The following is a 17227-nucleotide window of genomic DNA, read 5'->3' on the forward strand; positions in this document are numbered from 1 at the left end:
CCTCAGGAGACGACGTGGATATTGAGATTCTGCCGGAAAGCGTTCTGACCGAGCGAGCCGGGGCGGTATTGACTTTCACCCTGAACAATCCGGACGGCGGCAACGAGATCACCGCGCCGATGTTCGACGCGATGATCGCCGTGCTGCGCGGCGAGGCTGCCGAGCCGTCGGCGCGCGTGCTGCGCATCCGCGCACGCGGCGCGGTGTTCTGCACGGGCCGCGAACGCGCCGGACGCGACGCCGTGTCGATCCATGCGGAGGTGTCGCGGCTGATCGAGTTGAAGCGCCTGCTGCGCGCGTCCTCGCTGATCACGATTGCGGAAGTGCACGGCGACGCACTCGGCTTCGGTTTCGGGCTCGCCATCCTGTGCGACTTCACGCTGGTGTCCTCGCGCGCCCGCCTGGCGTTCCCCGAAATGCGCAAGGGGCTGCCGCCCGCGGCGATCATGGCTTACCTCGGCCGCTACGCGCTGCCGAAGCAGGTGTTTCCGATGGTGCTGTTCGGCGACGCCGTCACGCCCGAGCGCGCGCTGCAGGCCGGCCTCATCACGCAAATCTGCACGCCGGAATCGCTGCCGGAGCAGGCCGCGGAACTGGTCGAGCGCATCCTCGCCCTCGACGAGACCGGCGCCCGCCACTGCAAGGCGTTCTTCCAGGCGACGGAGGAAAGCTCGCTCGAGCACAACTTCCGCCATGCCACGGAAATGCTCACGGTTTCCGCGTTGCGGTTGCAACAGTCGAAGTGAAGTAGCGGCGGCGCGGCGCCGGATGGCGCCTGCACGCGGACAGAACAGACCAGAAAAAGTTGGAGACAGGCATGAGCGTGAATGCAGGTGCACGGCTGGACCGGCTGCCGATGTCGGGGTTTCATCGGCGGATCATGTGGCTTATCGGTATCGGCATGTTCTTCGACGGCTTCGATATCTACGTCGCCTCGACGGTGCTCGGAGCCACGCTGAAGAGCGGCTTCTCGACGCTCGGCGAGAATGCGCTCTTCGTGTCGCTCACGTTTCTCGGCATGATGATCGGCTCGCTCGCCACGGGCTTTCTCGGTGACCGCTACGGCCGCCGCTTCACGTATCAGACCAATCTGGTCGTATTCGGGCTCGCGTCGCTCGGCGCGGCCGTCGCGCCGAACATGGCCGTGCTGATCGCGTGCCGCTTCGTGATGGGGCTCGGGCTCGGCGCGGAGAACGTGGTCGGCTATTCGACGCTCACCGAGTTCGCGCCCCCCGCGTCGCGCGGCAAGCTGCAGGGACTGATGGCCGTGTTCGTCGTATCGGGGCTGCCGGTCGCCGGGCTGATCGGGCTCACGCTGATCCCTTCGTTCGGCTGGCGCGCGATGTTCGTGCTCGGCGGAATCGGCGCGCTCGGCGTATGGTATGCGCGCAAGTCGCTGCCCGAGTCGCCGCGCTGGCTCGAGTCGGTCGGCCGCCACGACGAAGCGGACGCGATTCTGCGGCGCATCGAGCAGGAAGTGATGGCGAGCCGTCCGGGCAAACCGCTTCCGCCGCCTTCGGCGCGCCCGACCGTGCAGCGCTCGCGGGCGCTCGGCTCGCTCTTTGCAGGCGCGATGCTGCCGCGGATGATCGTCGGCTGCGTGACGCTCGTCGTGATCAACACGCTGCTGTACGGCTTCGTTACGTGGCTGCCGACATTCTTCGTGCATCAGGGTTTCAGCATCGCGAAGTCGTTCGGCTACGCGCTCGTGATGTCGCTCGGCGCGCCGGTGGGCTCCGCGATCGGCGCACTGACGGCGGACCGCTGGGGCCGCAAGCCGACCATCGTGATCTCGTCGCTGATTGCCATCGTGTTCGGCGCGATCTATCCGTTCGTGAGCAACCCGGTGCTCCTGCCGATCGTCGGGCTGCTTCTCGTGATTCCGATCTACGTGCTCGTCGCGCTGCTCTTCGCGATCTACGTGCCGGAACTCTTTCCTACCGAAGTGCGGCTGCGCGCTTCGGGCATTTGCAACACCCTCGGCCGCGGCGCGACGATCGTCACGCCGTTCATCGTGGTGGCGCTGTTCGGGCGCTACGGGATCGTCGGCGTGCTGGCCCTCATGATCGGCCTGCTCGCGATCCAGATCGTCGTGGTCGCGTGGCTCGGGGTCGAGCCCACCGGACAGGGCCTCGAAGATATTCAGCCGACCGGCGCGCGAGCGCTTCACGAGGTCGGCCCCGATGCGCGGGTTTCCCCGCTCAAGTAGACATGGAGAAGCGAAGATGGATGCAGTGAACCAGCAGAATCTCGATGCCCAGCTGTTCATCGACGGGCAGTTCGTCGATGCCGCCTCGGGCGCGACGATGGACATCGTCAACCCGGCGACGGGCACGGTGATCGGCAGTCTCGCGGCGGCGTCGGAAGCGGACGTCGACCGCGCGGTGAACGCGGCGCACCGCGCGTTCGAAGGCGGCGCGTGGCGCGATTTGCCGATCCAGCAGCGCGCCCGCGTGCTCAATCGCTTCGCCGACCTGTTCGAAGCGGACCTCGAAAACTTCTTCAGGCTGGAGACGCTGAACAACGGTCGGCCGCTCGTCGAAACGCGCGCGCAGGTGTCGCGCCTGCCGCAGTTCTACCGCTATTTCGCGGCGCTTGCGCTCACGCGCCGCAGCGACGTGATTCCCGTCGAAGGCCCGTATCTTTGCTACACGCAGCGCGTGCCGCTCGGCGTCATCGCGCTGATGACGTCGTTCAACCATCCGCTGATGATCCTCTCGAAGAGCCTCGCCCCGGCGCTCGCGACCGGCAACAGCGTCGTCATCAAGGCCTCCGAGCAGACGCCGCTCACGACCGTGCGGCTCGTGCGCCTTCTCAAGGAGGCGGGCGTGCCGGATGGCGTCGTCAACGTGGTGAACGGCGAAGGCAAGGAAGCCGGCGCGTCGCTCGCAAGGCATCCGCTCGTCAAGAAAGTGGTGTTCACGGGCGGCACCGATGTCGGCCGCTCGATCGGCGAGGCGGCCGCGCGCAACTTCGCGTTGACCACGCTCGAACTGGGCGGCAAGGGCGCGGTGATCCTCTTCGACGACATGGACATCGATCGCGCCGTCAATGGTGCGGCGTTCGCGGCGTTCATCGGGGCGGGGCAGACGTGCGTGTGCGGCGCGCGGCTGCTCGTGCACGAGAAGATTTACGACGCGTTTCTCGCGAAGTTCCGCGCGAAGGTGGCGTCGATCCGCGTGGGCGATCCCGCCGATGCGAACACGCAGCTCGGGCCGGTGATTTCAGAGCGCTCGCGGCGCCGCATCCTGGCGATGCTCGATCGCGGCGTCAACGACGGCGCCAAGGTGTTGACGGGCGGCAAGATTCCCGCGCATCTGAGCGAGGGCTTCTTCATCGAGCCGACGGCGTTCTACGACGTCGATCCGAAATCCGAACTGGGTCAGGAAGAAGTCTTCGGCCCGGTCACGGTGATCATGCCGTTCAAGGACGAAGCCGACGCGCTGCGCATCGCGAACGACACGAAGTTCGGGCTCGCCGCATCGGTATGGACGAACGACGTGGCGCGCGCGCATCGCGTGGCGAGCAAGCTCGTGTTCGGCATGGTGTGGATCAACGACCACCACCGGCTCGACCCGGCGTCGCCGTGGGGCGGCTTCAAGCAGAGCGGCACGGGCCGCGAGACGGGCATCGAATCGTTCGACCAGTTCAGCGAACCGCGCGCCGTCACGGTCAACACGAGCGGCACGACGGTCGACTGGTACGCCGACGACGGTCAGCTCAAACGCCTCAACTGATTGGCCCCGCAAGGCGCGCAAGGCAGGCCGCCTTGCGCGTTCGCATGAGATGGCCGCGGGCCGCGTCAGCCGCCCGCGCCATGACCGTGAAAGCGCGCGAGGAACTGCTGCGCGCGGGCGGACTGGGGCGAGCCGAAGAACTGTTCCGGCGGCGCCGCTTCAACGACCTGTCCGCCATCCATGAACACGATCCGGCTCGCCACCTGCCGGGCGAATTCCATCTCGTGGGTCACGATGACCATTGTCGCGCCCTCGTTCGCGAGCGACTTCATCACGCTCAGCACCTCACCCACGAGCATCGGGTCGAGCGCGCTCGTCGGTTCGTCGAACAGCAGCACGTCGGGCTTCATCGCGAGCGCGCGGGCGATGCCGACGCGCTGCTTCTGCCCGCCCGAGAGCCGCGACGGAAACTGATCGTGCTTGTCCGCAAGACCCACGCGCGCGAGCAACGCCTCCGCCTCCTGCCTCACGGTCGCACGATCGCGCTTCAGCACATGCAGCGGCGCCTCCATCACGTTCTCGATCACGCTCAGGTGCGGCCACAGCGCGAAGTGCTGAAACACCATGCCGATGCGCGCCCTCATCGAGGCCAGGTCGGCGTCGCTCATCCGGATGCTCGTGTTGTCGCGCACGCCCATCCGGCGGCCGGACACGTGGACGCTGCCCGCGTCCGGCGTTTCCAGCCAGTTGATACAGCGCAGCAGGGTCGACTTGCCGCAGCCTGACGGTCCGAGCAGGCAGACGGTCTCGCCCTTCGCGACCTGAAGCGACACATCGCGCAGCACGTGGTTCGTGCCGAACGACTTCGAGATGCCGTTCAGCATCAGGACGTTGGGCGCGGCTGCCGCCGTTGCGGCCGACGCAGCGTGTGCGGCGGAAGACATAGAGAGTGAATTCACGCGCGGCGTTCCTCGGCGATTTTGTTCAGCACGCCGGTGCCGGCCTCGATGGCGAGACAGATGCACCAGTAGAGCAGCACTGCCGTGACGAAGGCAGCGAACGGTATGAAGTAGGTGGCCTGGATGCCCGTCATCTCGTGAGTCAGCTCGCTGACGGCGATCACGGTCAGGAACGCGCTGTCCTTGACGATCTGGATCATCTGGTTGCCGATCATGGGCATTGCGCGCAGCAGGATCGGCGGCAGGATGATGCGCCGAAGGAGCGTGAGGCCGCGAAAGCCGAACGCCTTGCCGGACTCGATCATCGTGACGGGCAGTTCCTGCCACGCGCCGCGCAGCAGTTCGCCCATGTACGCGGTGTTGTAGAGAATCAGCGCGAGCGCGCCCGCCGCCCAGTTCGACATGCTGATACCGAACGTCGGCAAGCCGAAGTAGATCAGGTAGACGAACAGGAGAAACGGCGCGCAGCGCATCGCATCCACGTAGGCGGACGCGGCCCGGGCAACGAGCTTGTGTCTCGACATCAGGAGCGGCGTGAGGAGCGCGCCCAGCACGAGCGACGCGACGCCCGCGACGACGAGCAGGATCACCGTGTTCAGGAGCCCGGCGAAGACGACGTCGCGCTGGCTCCAGATGGTCGCAAAATCATGCATCATGCGATTCCCCCGTGCCGCAGGCGCACTTCGATCATGCGCTGCAGGCGGATGAGCACGAAGACGATCAGCCCGTACAGCACCAGCGCGAAGATGAACGGCGGCAGCGGCTCATACGTGTTCGAGCCCACGCGCAGCGCGGCGCGCGTGATCTCGACAATGCCGATCACCGCAACCGCGGGCGTCGACTTGATTTGCAGCGTCATTTCGTTGACGAGGCCGGGCAGACTCGCACGCCATACCTGCGGCAGCACGATGCGGCGCATGCGGGTCGCGCGCGGCATCGCAAACGAGAGCGCCGCGTCATACTGGTCGCGCGGGAACTCGACGAGCGCGCTGCGCCAGATCTCGCAATTGAACGCGGACGTGCTGACGGTCAGCGCCACGATTGCCGCGGGCACCGGATCGAGCGAGATGCCGAATTGCGGAAGCGCGAAGAAGATGAGCAGCGTCAGCGTGACGGTCGGGCACGACCTGACGATGCTCACGTACGAATAGACGATGCCGTTGAGCCCGGGAACCCGGGCCCAGCGGATGAGCGCCAGCGCGAGCCCGAGCGGAACACCCAGCACGATGCTCGCGAGCGACAGCGAAATCGTCGCGAGCGCGCCCTGGGTGATGCTCCAGTAATCGAAAGCGGTCATCTGTCGGACCCGGCGGCGCGCTTCAGTTGACCGACTGCGGCATGGATTCGAAGCTCGCGCCGAACCACTTCTTCTGCATCTGGTACATCTCTCCGCTCTTGCGCAGGTCGAGCAGCGCGCCATTGATCATTTCGAGCGCGGCCGAGTTGCCCTTCTTCACGGCCCACGCGATGTACACCGGGTTGCCGATCTTCTGGCCGAGCACGAAGGTATCAGGGCGCGTCTTGATGAGCGAGTTCAGGTTGATCTGCGTGTTCGCGACCGCGTCGAGGCGACCGAGTGCGAGGTCCTGATACGTCTCCGGATACGACTGATATTCGACGATCTGCTTGATGCCCTTGCCGCCATTCTTCTTCTTCAGTTCCTCGTCGAAGGCCTTGAGGTCGGAGAGCATCGCGCTGCCGGTCTGCGCGCCGACCACCTTGCCGGCGAGATCGTCCGCCGACTTGATGCTGGAACCCTTCTTGACCGCGTAGTACGTCGTCGATTCCGACAGCGGCGACGTGAAGTCGAACGTACCCTTGCGCTCCGGCGTGACGAGCACGGCGGTCACGGCCATGTCGTACTTGCCCGTCGTCACGCCCGGCAGGATGCCGGACCACGGCATGATCTGCTGGCGCACCTCGACCGGCAGCTTCTTTTTCACGAGCGCGAGCATTTCGTTGTCGTACCCGGTGGGCTTGCCGTTGTCGACGAACTCGAAGGGCTTGAAGTCGTCCTCGGTCGCCACCGACAGATAGCCGCGCGCCTTGATCTCCTCCGCCGTCGCCGCATGCGCCGCCTGCACGATGCCGAGCGCCGCGACCGCGGCGAACAACGCCGACTGCGCCGCGCGCCGCAAGCCGTCGCGCTTCTTGATCTGGAGTGCGGTGAACCAGGTATGACGAGACGACATGGAATTCCCCTTTGTGTTGAGGCCATCGTCGTGCGCGTTCAGGCGCACTGCTTTGGCCGGATCGATGTTTGCTGCCTGCGGCAAGACGGTTTGTATGCACACTTACGAGTTGGCCGATTAATGCAAGTGGCATGCCAACGAACGGGGCATTCCCGTAGGACGCGGCACGGGTGCGCCGTGCGCGGATCGACATCGCCCGGGCCACGCGCCGACGCACCAAAGCATCACGGAAACTGCACAAAATAGCGTGATTCCTGCACTCGTTTGGTTCGGCGGCAGGCGCGAAAGATGCAGCGCGAATGCGTGTTGATGCGCGCCAAAAAAGGCGCGCATATCGCAGTGCCCGGACGCGTTTCTTCCTGATACGATGTGTGCTGACAATCATCCAGAATCATCGACAATCACGCGGCAATCAAGCGGCAATCAGGAAACCGGACCATGATCGAAAGCGGACAACTCACCCTCGGCGACGAGCCATCATTTCGTGAAGTGATCGAGCCGGGCGGGCGCTGGTCGCGCCGGCTGGAGACGGGCGAGCGCTTGCGCATCGTCGATCTCGAAGGGCAGCAGGCGGTCGATTTCCTTTGCTATTCCGCGGAACTGCCGCTCGACCGGCTCAACGTTCCGAACACGGTGAAGCTGAATCGCTCGCTGTATGTGTCGAAGGGCAGCACGATCTATTCGGACCGCGCGCGCAGGATGTTCTCGGTGCTCGAAGACACGTGCGGCTTTCATGACACGCTCGCCGGCTGTTGCAGCAACGAGATGGATCTGCTGCGCTATGGGGTCGTCAAAACGTTGAGCTGCCGTAGCAACTTCGTCGCCGAGCTGGCGAAGTGGTCGATGGCACCGTCCGAGATCGTGTCGAACATCAACTTCTTCATGCGCGTCTCGTTCGACGACGCGGGGCGCGTCGAGATTGCGCCGGGCCAGTCGAAAGCGGGCGACTACGTCGTGCTGCAGGCGGAAATGCCGGTGATCGCGGTGTTGTCGAACTGTCCGCAGCAGAACAATCCGTCATCGGGATTCAAGCCCACGCCGGTCGAGGTCGCGATCTGGCGCGCGCCCGGCGACACGACACGCGAAGCGGCGGCATGACGACCAGAGCGCGAGGCAGGACCCAATCCGGGGCCGCAGCCGACGCCGATGCGGGCGAGGCTTCGCAGTGGCGCCACACGGCGCTCGACGCGCGTCCCGGCTTCCTCATCCGCCGGCTGCATCAGATTCACGTCGCGCTGTTCGTCGAGGAATGCGCGCCGGAAGGAATCACGCCGGTGCAGTACAGCATCCTGACGGCGCTTGAGCAGATGGGGCCGTCGGAGCAGATCGCGCTTTCGCGCGCGGTCGGCCTCGACCGTGCGAATACCGCCGACGTGATCGGCCGGCTGGTCGAACGGCGGTTCATTCAGCGTCGCGGCTCGCGCACGGACAAGCGCAAGAAGGTCGCGGAACTCACAGACGTGGGGCGCGCGCTGCTCGGGCGGCTCGAAACCGGTGTCGCGAGGGCGCACGAACGCACGCTCGCCGCGCTCCCGCCTGCGGACCGCAAGCAGTTCATGGCGTATCTGCTGACCCTCGTCGAAACGAACAACGAACTGAGCCGTACGCCCGTGATGCGCGAGGGCAAGAGGAAGGCGGGCGGCGACGAATCGTAGCTTACGCGGCGAGCATGGCATGCACGGCGCGCGCGATCGAGAGCACGCCTTCGTCAGCGCCGCGCGCGCCCATGACCGACAAGCCGAGCGGCGCGCCTTCGAACGTCGTCCACGGCATGTTCACTTGCGGCAGGCCTGCGAGCCCGGCCATGCACAGCATCTGTTGCGAACGCGCGCGCACCTCGTCGACCGTTTCGCGCGATGCGTCGAGACGCGGCGCGATCCACGGCAAGGTAGGCATGAGGACGTACGTGTCTGGCCGGTCGAAGACGCGGGCAAGCTCGCGCACCGCTTCCACGCGCACGCGTTGCGCCGCGTGCACGTCCGCCGCGGTGACCCGCACCGCCGCTTCCATGCGGGCGCGCACGTCGGCGCCGAAGCTCCCGATGTGATCGAGGGCCCAGCGGCCGTGCTGCTGCGCGACTTCGGCGGCCTGGAGCACGCGAAACGCCTGCGCCCATGCGTCCGGACGCAGTCCGGCGGGCAGGAGCTTCAAGGCGAATCCGTCCGACAGCGCTTCTATCGTCCGGCCAAACGCCGTGTTCACGGCTTCATGCAGCAGCGGCAGGACGACCTCGGGCACGTAGAGCTGCGCGTCGGTGCTCACCGGCTGCGGAGTGCTGTGCGCGAGCACGCTGAAGACATCGGCGAGCAGCGCGCCGTCGCGCGCGAACCAGCCGACGGTGTCGAAGCTGTGCGCAAGCGTCACGCAGCCGTTCGGGGCGATGCGGCCATGCGTCGGCCGCATGCCCCATATGCCGCAGTAGCTCGCGGGCAGGCGGATCGAGCCGCCGCAGTCGGTGCCGAGGCCGATGTCCGCGTGCCCCGCGGCGACCGCCACCGCCGACCCCGACGACGACCCGCCCGGCAACCGGCCCGCATCGGCGGGATTGCGCGGCGTGCCGTAGTGCGCGTTGATGCCGGCGAGGCTGTAGGTGAGTTCATCGGTGACGGTCTTGCCGGCCCATTGTGCGCCATGGTCGAGCAGCAGGCGCACGGCGGGCGCGGTGACCGTCGCGCACGGTTGAAGAGCGGCCCATTCCGGGTTGCCGCCGCCGGTCGTGAGGCGCTCGATGTCGAACACGTCCTTCACCGCAAGCCGTTGTCCAGCGAGCGTCGCGTAGAGGGGCGCCACCGGCGCGGGCAGCGCGCCGAAGCCGTCGCGCACGAACGCCCCGTTCAGGCCGGGCTGGAGCAGGTCGTCGCGCGTCATTCGTCTCTCCAGCTCACGTGTGCGGCAACCACGCGCCAGTCCTCGCCTACCTTCACCCAGGTTTGCGACTGGCGTCCGATGCGGGGTTCGCCCTCGCGCCGGAACGTGATGTTCGCGACGGCGAATGCGTCTCCGAACGTCGTGATCGACCTGTCGACGATGCTTCGCATGAGGCCCTTGCCGGGGCGCTGCGCGCGGAACTCGCGGATGGCGTCGTAACCCTGAAGGTTTTCCGTCGCGCCGTAGCGCAAGGTGTGCGGGCTGTTCCAGAAGAGCGTGTCGAGCATCGCGACGTCGTTGGTCGTGAGCGCGCGTTCGTACGCATCGAAGGCCGCATCGACGGCGGCAAGGGTGGCGGGATCGTTTATCAGCATGGTGTCTTCATTGCGCATGGAGCGCGGCGTCGAACAGTTCGACAGGCGCGGCGTACAGGCCGCGGCCAAGGAGGCCTGCGCGGCCATCGGCGCCGATCATGGCGATTGCGGCAAGCGGTGCGATGCGCATCGACGATACCGCAGCGGCGTCGAGCGCGCAGCGATGGCCGCCGAAAGCCGGATGCGCGCCCGCGAGCAAGGGCGGCTGTTCGCTGCGCCAGGCCGCGGGCAGCCAGCCGGCGAATGCCTGCGCGGGCTCGGGCGCAAGAGAGAGCGCTTGCGCGCCGAAGCCGGCTGCGTCGATCACGCCGCTGTCGCCGGTGAGCGGCGCGGCAAGCGTCTGCGATGCCGCGTCGAGCCGGGGACCGCGAGGCGCGTCGGCGGCAAGCGTCGACCAGCGCGACGGATTGCCCGCAAGCCGGACGCCGACACTGCGGCCGTTGCCCGCGAGCGCGACGACGAGCGTGCACGCGGGATCGGCGCCGCTGCTCGCGGCGGCGTCCATCATCAGGTGGCACGCGGCCATCCACAGCGTGAGGAAAAAGAGCGGCGTCTCCCGCAGCATCGTATCGACGGCGGGCTCGCGCATGCGCGGGGCAAGGCGTTCGCGAAGCGCGGCCGTCGCGGCGGTGGTGCGCGCGTGCAGGTCGTCGCCATCCGCGAGGCCCGCTGCGGCGAGCGCGAGCAGATCGATCGGGCCGCTTTCGAGCGCTTCCGCAAGCGCGGACGCGAGCATCGTGTCACGCCATTCGAGCCGCTCGAGCAGCGCATGATTGCGCGTGCCGAAGCGGATCTGCGGACCCGCGCCGCTGCCGAGAAGCGACCACGCGCGATGCGCGGGATCGTTCGCGTCGCAGACTTCGACGAGCGTCGCCGAAGGCGAGACGACCGCGGCGAGCGGCGTCACGACGCCGAACGACTGCGCGCTCGCGAGCCGCACGCCGCCGCTCGCGATGAGCCGCACGGCCTCCGCTTCGGTGGGCGCCCAGTCCTCGTGCAGACAGCACATGACCGCCGAGGACAGCACGGGCGCCGGCGGATCGCGCGGATCGTCGTACGGCGGCCCCGCGTGCAGCAGCGTGAAGTCGGGCAGGCCGACGGCGTCGCGCGCCGCCGCCACCGCGCGCCATTGCGGCCGCACGGCGTAGATCCGCGCGAGCGCCGCGCTATTGGCGGCCTGCGTGCTCATCGCGGGCTGCTTCCCAGGCTGAGCCAGCCGCGCACGCGTGACCACAGGATCTTCCAGAACATGTTGCCGAGGTTGAGCGGCGCACCCGACGGGGCCGTGTCGACGTGTCGCGGGGCGGGTCGCGCGGCGGGTGGGTCGTTGGCCGCGGGCCGGGCAGTGTAGGGGCCTGCCTCGATGGGAACTTCCGCGGCCTGCTCGCGTGTTCCGGCTTCGGTTGCCTCCGCCTCGGCCTGGGCCTCGACCGTGGCCGCATCCGCCGCGGCGGCGTCGAGCTTCGCCTTCAGGTTCGCGGCGAATGCCTCGGTCATGCGGGTCGCGAGCTCCTTCACGATGCCGCCGCGCGAGAACTGCGCGAGGGTGCCGGCAATCGTGTAGTCGACTTTGACGTCGACGCGCGTGCGCCCGGGCGACGGCTCGTCCAGCGAAAAAGCCGCTTCGCCCTTCACGCGCGACGCGCTCTTGCGATCCACGCCGCCGCCGCTCACGCTGCCGCGCCTCGCGGCCTCGTCGAGTTTCATCTCGCCGTCGCCGGCAAAGCTCGCGACGATCGGGCCGAGCTTCACGGTCATCGCGAGCTTGAGCAGGCCGCCGACGGGCGGCGCGCTGAGCGATGCGCCCGGCAGGCACGCGACGATGCCGGGCGTATCGTGAAAGCAGGCCCATACGGCGTCGGGCGGATAGGGGACAGTGAAGCTCTGTTCGATTTCCATAGGCTCTCGCGGCGAAGGGTTCAGGCGGTGACGGCGGCAGCGAGGGGCTGCGCGGCGCGGGCACGGCGCGCGTCGAGCACGCGCCGGATCGCTCGCACGATGCCGACGTAGCCCGTGCAGCGGCAGAGATTGCCGGAGAGTTCGAGGCGCACGCGCGCGTCGTCGGCGTCGGGCAGGCGGCTCACGATGTCGCGCGCCGTCACGAGCATGCCCGGCGTGCAGTAGCCGCATTGCAGCGCGTGCTCGGCCGTGAAGGCCGCGCGCAGTTCGTTCATCAGGGCGTCGTCGTCGAAGCCCTCGATGCTGCGCACGTCCGACCCCGCGCACGCGATTGCGGGCGTGATGCACGAGCGCGCGGGCGCGCCGTCCACCATCAGCGTGCAGGCCCCGCACACGCCCTGTTCGCAGCCGATGTTGGTGCCGGTGAGCATCTGCTGCTCGCGCAGGAAGTCCGCGAGACTCGTGCGCGGTTCGACGAAGTCCGCGACCTTCGCGCGGTTCACGGTGAGTTGCAGCGGCTTTCTGATGGCGTCGGTCATTGCGGGTTCCTGCCGTGTTCGCGTAGCGTCGCGGCGGCGCGCATGAGCGCCACGCGATGCACCTGGTATTCGTAAGTGCCGGGCTCGAGCCCCGCGCCGGTCAGACAGGGATCGAGGAGCGCGGGCGAGGGATCGTCGACGAGCGCGCGCGCATTGGCGATCAGACAGGGCGGAGCGTCGATCGCACCGATCACCGCGCGGCAGATGCCGGCCCGGGCGTCGTCGATGAAGACGGCGATCGCCTCCGCGAACTCGCCCGGCTTGCGGTTGAACTTGTAGTAGCTCCAGCGCGCGGTATCCGACAGGCGCCGGATGCGCACGCCGGTCAGGATCTCGTCGGCTTCGAGCGCGGTGGTGAACGCCCCGGCCATCCAGTCGGCGCTCGCCACCACGCGCTCGCCGCCCGGCCCCGCGACGAGAAAGTCCGCCGCGAGCGCGCACATCACGTTGATCCAGTCGGCGGCGGGGTCGGCGTGCGCGAGGCTGCCGCCGAGCGTGCCGCGATTGCGCACCGCGCGATACGCGATGCCCCGCGCGACATGCGCCATCAGGCCCTGCGTGAAGTCCTCGATCGCGCCGTCCTCGATCTCGGCGTGCGTCACGCATGCGCCGATCACGCCGTACTCGCCGTCGCTGCGCGTTTCGCGCAGCGCGGCAATGCCGCGCAGGTCCACCAGCAGTTCGGGCTGCGCGAGACGCAGGTTCATCATCGGGCCGAGCGACTGGCTGCCGGACACGAACTTGCCCATGCCGTCCGTCGGCGTGACGAGGCGGATCGCTTCGTCGCAGGCGAGCGGCTTTTCATAGTCGAAGGCGGCCGCTTTCATGCGGGAACTCCTTTTCCGAGGGCTTCACGCGCCGCGGCGGCGAGTGCCTCGAGCACGACGCGCGGCGACACCGGCAACTGGTTGACTTCGGCGCCGAGCGGGCGCAGTGCGTCGTTGACCGCATTCGCGATCGCGGCGGGCGAGCCGATCGCGCCGCTTTCGCCGATGCCTTTCTGCCCGAACTCCGTGTAGGGCGCGGGCGTTTCCATGTGCTCGATGCGGATCGCGGGCACTTCGGTCGCGCCGGGCAGCAGATAGTCGGCGAGCGTCGAGGCGAGCGGCTGCCCGTCCTCGCTGTACGGCATCGCCTCATAGAGCGCCGTGCCGATGCCCTGCGCCGCGCCGCCGTAGACCTGTCCGTCGACGACCATCGGATTGATCAGCACGCCGCCGTCCTCGACGATCACGTAGTCGAGGATCTCGGTCTGCCCGAGCGCCGTGTCGACGGCGACGACCACCGCGTGGCACGCATAGCTGAAGGTGCCCGTATCGCGCTTAGCCTGATACGACGTGGAGACTTCGAGCCCGCGCGGATCGACATCGGGCGGCAGCAATTGCGGTTGCAGATACCAGGTGTGCGCGATCTGCTCGAGCGTGCGGCGACCCGCCGCGCCCACCACCGCGCCGCCTTCCCAGCGCACCCGCTCGATTGGTTCCGCCAGCAGCCACGCGCCGATCTTCATCAGCCGCGCCTTCAGCTCCTTCGCCGCCTGCCCGACGGCGCCGCCCGCCATCACGATCGAGCGCGAGCCCCACGTGCCCGTCGAATAGGGTGTGACGCCGGTGTCGCCGAGCACGATGCGCACGCGCTCCGTATCGATGCCGAGCACGTCGTGCGCGATCTGCGCGAGCGTGGTCTCCATGCCCTGGCCGTGCGAGTGCACGCCCGCGCGGACTTCGAGCACGCCGTCGGGCGTGAGGCGGATCACGGCCGGCTCGCGCCCGGGCACCATCGGAATGCCCCAGCCGTGATAGACCGACGTGCCGTGCGCGCCCTGCTCGCAGAAGACCGCGATGCCGAATCCGATGCGCCGTCCGTCCGGCTCGCCGCGCCGCTGCCGCTCGCGCACGGCGGCGAGGTCGATGGCGGCGACCGCGCGGCGCACGGCCTCCGGATAGTCGCCGCTGTCGAAGTGCTTGTTCGTGATGTTGTCGAACGGCATCTCGTGCGCCTCGACGAGATTGCGCAGCCGCACCTCGTGCGGCTCGATGCCCGCTTCGACCGCGATGGCGTCCATCATCGTTTCGATCGCGTAGCACACGCCGGTGCGCGCGACGCCGCGATACGGCAGGATCGGCGGCTTGTTGGTGGCGACCGACCACGTGCGGCAGCGATAGCGGTCCATCTTGTACGGCCCCGGCAGAATGCTGCCGACCTGCGCGGCTTCGAGGCACGCCGAGAACGGGTAGGACGAGTAGGCGCCGGAATCGACGGTCGCTTCGCATTCGACGGCGAGCAGGCGCCCGTCACGCTCCGCATAGGCGGTGATGTCGTAGTCGTGTTCGCGGCAGTTGGCGTTGGCCGTCAGTTGCTCGCGGCGGTCTTCGAGCCAGCGCACGGGCCGCGCGAGACGCATCGCGAGCCAGCCGCAGCAGACTTCCTCCGGCAGCAGAATGCCCTTGTAGCCGAATCCGCCGCCCACGTCCGGCGCGATCACGCGCACCTGTCCTTCGTCGAGCCCGAGGCACTGCGCGAGTCCCGTGCGCGTGATGTGCGGCATCTGCGCGGAGGTGTGCACGATCAGCTGCGACAGACGCCTGTCCCAATGCGCGACGACGCCGCGCCCTTCCATCGGCGCCATGCTCTGGCGCGCGGTGCGCAGCTTGCGATGCACGCGGATCGGCGCGTTCTCGCGGATCGCGTCGAGATCGATCTCGCTCTTCGCGTCGACGAAGGTTTCCAGGAAGACGTTGTCGCCCCAATGCTCATGCACGAGCGCGGAGCCTTCGCTGCGCGCGGCGAGCATGTCCACGACCGCGGGCAGTTCCTCGAAGTCGACGAACACCTGCGCGGCGATATCTTCGGCAGCGGCGCGCGTCGCCGCGACACACATCGCGATCGGCTCGCCGACCTGCCGAACCTTGCCGCCCGCGAGCACCGTCTGCTCCGAGGGCTTGAAGCCGGGCAGCCCGGAGTTCGCGACGATCGGACTCACGCCGTCCAGGTCGGCGAGCGTATAGACGGCGCCCTCGAAGCCCGGCGGCTTCTCGATGCCGACGATATGGCCATGCGCGATCGGACTGCGCACGAACGCGACGTCGAGCATGCCGACCATGCGGATATTGCCGACGTATTCGCCGCGGCCGTGCAGGAAGCGGTCATCCTCCTTGCGCGCAAGCGAGGCGCCGATGCCTTGCGGCCGGTCCGGCGAAGGGGGCGTGAGCGGGCGTTTCATCGTGTTCCCTCGTGGGCGGGTCAGGCGGCCATCGCGAGCGGCAGGCTCGGCGAGTTCGCGTTGAAGCGCACGCCGTCGCGCAGACAGAAGAGCGGCGTGAGCATGCGGTCCGTGACGACCTTCGTGCCCTCGTTGTCCTCCAGCACCCAGCGTCCGCGGCGATCGTCGAGCACGCTGATGTCGGCGCCGCGGCCCACTTGCAGCGTGCCGATCTGGTCCTCCATGCCGGCGAGCTTCGCGGCGTTGCTCGTCACCATGCGCACGACGTGGTCGAGCGGCAGGCCGAGCGCGAGCATGCTCGTCATCGCGCTCACGAGGCTGAACTGCGAGCGGCCGAGGAACGAATGCTCTTCGTCAGGGTGGCTGTCGGGCGTGCCGGCGGGCGCGGGGACGGTCGTGTTGTAGCCGTGCATGTCGGCGCCGAGCGTGTCGGGCATCACGCCGCTGTCGAGCACGATGCGCGCCGTATTGAAGCTGAAATGCGAGCCGTGTCCGACATCCACCTTCAGGCCGCGCGCGGTCGCCTCGTGCACGAGCGGATGCAGCCGTCCGTTCTCTTCGACGAAGCCGCCCGGGTGACGGCTGAACGGATGCGCGAGGATGTCGCCGGGCTTGAGCGTCTCGACGACCTGATCGAAGATCGAATCCGGATTCACGGCGAGGCCGCCCGCTTCGGGCTTCGGCCACAACTGCCCGAAATGGATGTAGAGCGGCAGGTTCGCATCGCGCCCGATTTTCGCGGCGATCTTCATGACGTCGAGCCCCCAGCGCGCGAAGCCGCCGATCTCGGCATGCGCCTTGATTCCCTTCACCAGGTCCGCGTTGGCGAGCGCCGATTTCACGGTGGCGGCGGCGTCGAGACAGTCGGGACGGTACAGGTCCGGGTAATAGTGCCCTTCGAGTCCGCCGACCAGATACGCCGACATGTAGGCGAGCACGCGTGTCGCGGCAGGCTGCGCGACGAAGTGCCTGAAGCCCGGCATCGTGATGCAGCTTGCGCCGCCCTGATCGACGAGCGTCGTCACGCCCGATTGCACGCCGCACATGTCTGCGTTCAGGCCGAAGCGGCCGGTCACGTACTGGTAGACGTGTGCGTGGGTGTCGATCAGGCCCGGCAGGACGAGGCGGTCGCGGCAGTCGATCGTTTCCGCGTCCGTTTCGCGTGCGGCGAGGTCCGGCCCGATGGCCGCGATGCGGCCGTTCACAACGAGAATGTCGAGGACGGCGTCGAGCCCGGCGGACGGATCGACGACGCGGCCGCCTTTGAGTAGGACCTGGGTCATATGCGGATAACGGCTCATGGGGAGTTGGCGAGATGCGTGGTGTACCGCAAATAGCGTGCCGGTTTGTCCGGATGAGCCTGAATGTGGCGCGAAGGCCGCAGCCACAAGGGCCCCGGGCCGGAGCATCGGGACAATGCGGGCTATACCACGCATTTGGCGGACGCCTCATGCACCAGCATGAGCGGCGCGTGCCCGCACCCGCACCGGATTCAT

Annotated in this window: 17 protein-coding genes; 5 read left to right on the plus strand and 12 right to left on the minus strand. The window is 67.9% G+C overall.

Annotated elements, in window-relative coordinates; translation table 11 throughout:
* Positions 1 to 14: 14 nt before the first annotated feature.
* The 3 genes from BG61_RS14610 (at position 15) to BG61_RS14620 (ending at position 3737) form a co-directional block, all read left to right on the plus strand.
* Positions 15 to 746 carry an enoyl-CoA hydratase/isomerase family protein gene (locus tag BG61_RS14610; protein ID WP_035935640.1) on the plus strand — a complete coding sequence of 244 codons (732 nt, stop codon included), beginning with the start codon at positions 15 to 17 and terminating at the stop codon, positions 744 to 746.
* A 71-nt stretch (positions 747 to 817) separates the two neighbouring features.
* Positions 818 to 2209: an MFS transporter gene (locus BG61_RS14615; protein WP_035935790.1), complete on the plus strand. Its 1392-nt coding sequence runs from the start codon at positions 818 to 820 to the stop codon at positions 2207 to 2209.
* 16 nt (positions 2210 to 2225) lie between these two features.
* On the plus strand, positions 2226 to 3737 hold the full coding sequence (locus BG61_RS14620) for an aldehyde dehydrogenase (RefSeq protein WP_035935637.1): 1512 nt from the start codon (positions 2226 to 2228) through the stop codon (positions 3735 to 3737).
* A gap of 65 nt (positions 3738 to 3802) precedes the next feature.
* Here BG61_RS14620 and BG61_RS14625 read toward each other — a convergent pair whose 3' ends face one another.
* Genes BG61_RS14625 through BG61_RS14640 form a run of 4 tightly spaced genes read right to left on the minus strand, consistent with a single transcriptional unit; the run spans position 3803 to position 6828 of the window.
* Entirely contained in the window at positions 3803 to 4621 is an 819-nt protein-coding gene (locus BG61_RS14625) for an amino acid ABC transporter ATP-binding protein (protein WP_051672529.1), read from the minus strand.
* A gap of 11 nt (positions 4622 to 4632) precedes the next feature.
* On the minus strand, positions 4633 to 5292 hold the full coding sequence (locus BG61_RS14630; protein WP_035935633.1) for an amino acid ABC transporter permease: 660 nt from the start codon (positions 5290 to 5292) through the stop codon (positions 4633 to 4635).
* Positions 5289 to 5933 (minus strand): amino acid ABC transporter permease, encoded by a 645-nt coding sequence (locus BG61_RS14635; RefSeq protein ID WP_035935632.1) that lies wholly within the window; start codon positions 5931 to 5933, stop codon positions 5289 to 5291. The genes BG61_RS14630 and BG61_RS14635 overlap by 4 nt, the downstream gene beginning before the upstream one ends.
* 22 nt (positions 5934 to 5955) lie before the next feature.
* Complete coding sequence (locus BG61_RS14640) at positions 5956 to 6828, minus strand: transporter substrate-binding domain-containing protein (protein ID WP_035935788.1); 873 nt, start codon at positions 6826 to 6828, stop codon at positions 5956 to 5958.
* Between the two features lie 438 nt (positions 6829 to 7266).
* Here BG61_RS14640 and BG61_RS14645 point away from each other — a divergent pair, with 438 nt between their 5' ends.
* Positions 7267 to 7926, plus strand: a complete 660-nt coding sequence (locus tag BG61_RS14645) for a DUF1989 domain-containing protein (protein ID WP_035935629.1) — start codon at positions 7267 to 7269, stop codon at positions 7924 to 7926.
* Positions 7923 to 8483, plus strand: a complete 561-nt coding sequence (locus BG61_RS14650) for a MarR family winged helix-turn-helix transcriptional regulator (RefSeq protein WP_063741023.1) — start codon at positions 7923 to 7925, stop codon at positions 8481 to 8483. The genes BG61_RS14645 and BG61_RS14650 overlap by 4 nt, the downstream gene beginning before the upstream one ends.
* Before the next feature lies 1 nt (position 8484).
* Here BG61_RS14650 and BG61_RS14655 read toward each other — a convergent pair whose 3' ends face one another.
* From BG61_RS14655 to BG61_RS14690, 8 genes are read right to left on the minus strand one after another with little or no spacing between them, the layout of a single operon-like run.
* Complete coding sequence (locus BG61_RS14655; protein WP_035935627.1) at positions 8485 to 9696, minus strand: amidase; 1212 nt, start codon at positions 9694 to 9696, stop codon at positions 8485 to 8487.
* Positions 9693 to 10070 (minus strand): oxalurate catabolism protein HpxZ, encoded by a 378-nt coding sequence (hpxZ, locus tag BG61_RS14660; RefSeq protein WP_035935783.1) that lies wholly within the window; start codon positions 10068 to 10070, stop codon positions 9693 to 9695. The genes BG61_RS14655 and hpxZ overlap by 4 nt, the downstream gene beginning before the upstream one ends.
* Positions 10071 to 10077: 7 nt before the next feature.
* Positions 10078 to 11259: an oxamate carbamoyltransferase subunit AllG family protein gene (locus BG61_RS14665; protein WP_035935624.1), complete on the minus strand. Its 1182-nt coding sequence runs from the start codon at positions 11257 to 11259 to the stop codon at positions 10078 to 10080.
* Entirely contained in the window at positions 11256 to 11969 is a 714-nt protein-coding gene (locus tag BG61_RS14670) for an SRPBCC family protein (RefSeq protein ID WP_035935622.1), read from the minus strand. The genes BG61_RS14665 and BG61_RS14670 overlap by 4 nt, the downstream gene beginning before the upstream one ends.
* Before the next feature lie 20 nt (positions 11970 to 11989).
* The gene (locus tag BG61_RS14675) at positions 11990 to 12508 is read right to left on the minus strand and encodes a (2Fe-2S)-binding protein (RefSeq protein WP_035935619.1); all 519 of its coding nucleotides are present in this window, start codon (positions 12506 to 12508) and stop codon (positions 11990 to 11992) included.
* Positions 12505 to 13335 (minus strand): FAD binding domain-containing protein, encoded by an 831-nt coding sequence (locus BG61_RS14680; RefSeq protein WP_035935616.1) that lies wholly within the window; start codon positions 13333 to 13335, stop codon positions 12505 to 12507. The genes BG61_RS14675 and BG61_RS14680 overlap by 4 nt, the downstream gene beginning before the upstream one ends.
* Positions 13332 to 15731: a xanthine dehydrogenase family protein molybdopterin-binding subunit gene (locus BG61_RS14685; protein WP_035935614.1), complete on the minus strand. Its 2400-nt coding sequence runs from the start codon at positions 15729 to 15731 to the stop codon at positions 13332 to 13334. The genes BG61_RS14680 and BG61_RS14685 overlap by 4 nt, the downstream gene beginning before the upstream one ends.
* 20 nt (positions 15732 to 15751) lie before the next feature.
* Entirely contained in the window at positions 15752 to 17014 is a 1263-nt protein-coding gene (locus BG61_RS14690; RefSeq protein ID WP_035935780.1) for an amidohydrolase/deacetylase family metallohydrolase, read from the minus strand.
* Positions 17015 to 17227 lie beyond the last annotated feature (213 nt).

The sequence above is a fragment of the Caballeronia glathei genome (assembly GCF_000698595.1).
Lineage (GTDB): Bacteria > Pseudomonadota > Gammaproteobacteria > Burkholderiales > Burkholderiaceae > Caballeronia > Caballeronia glathei.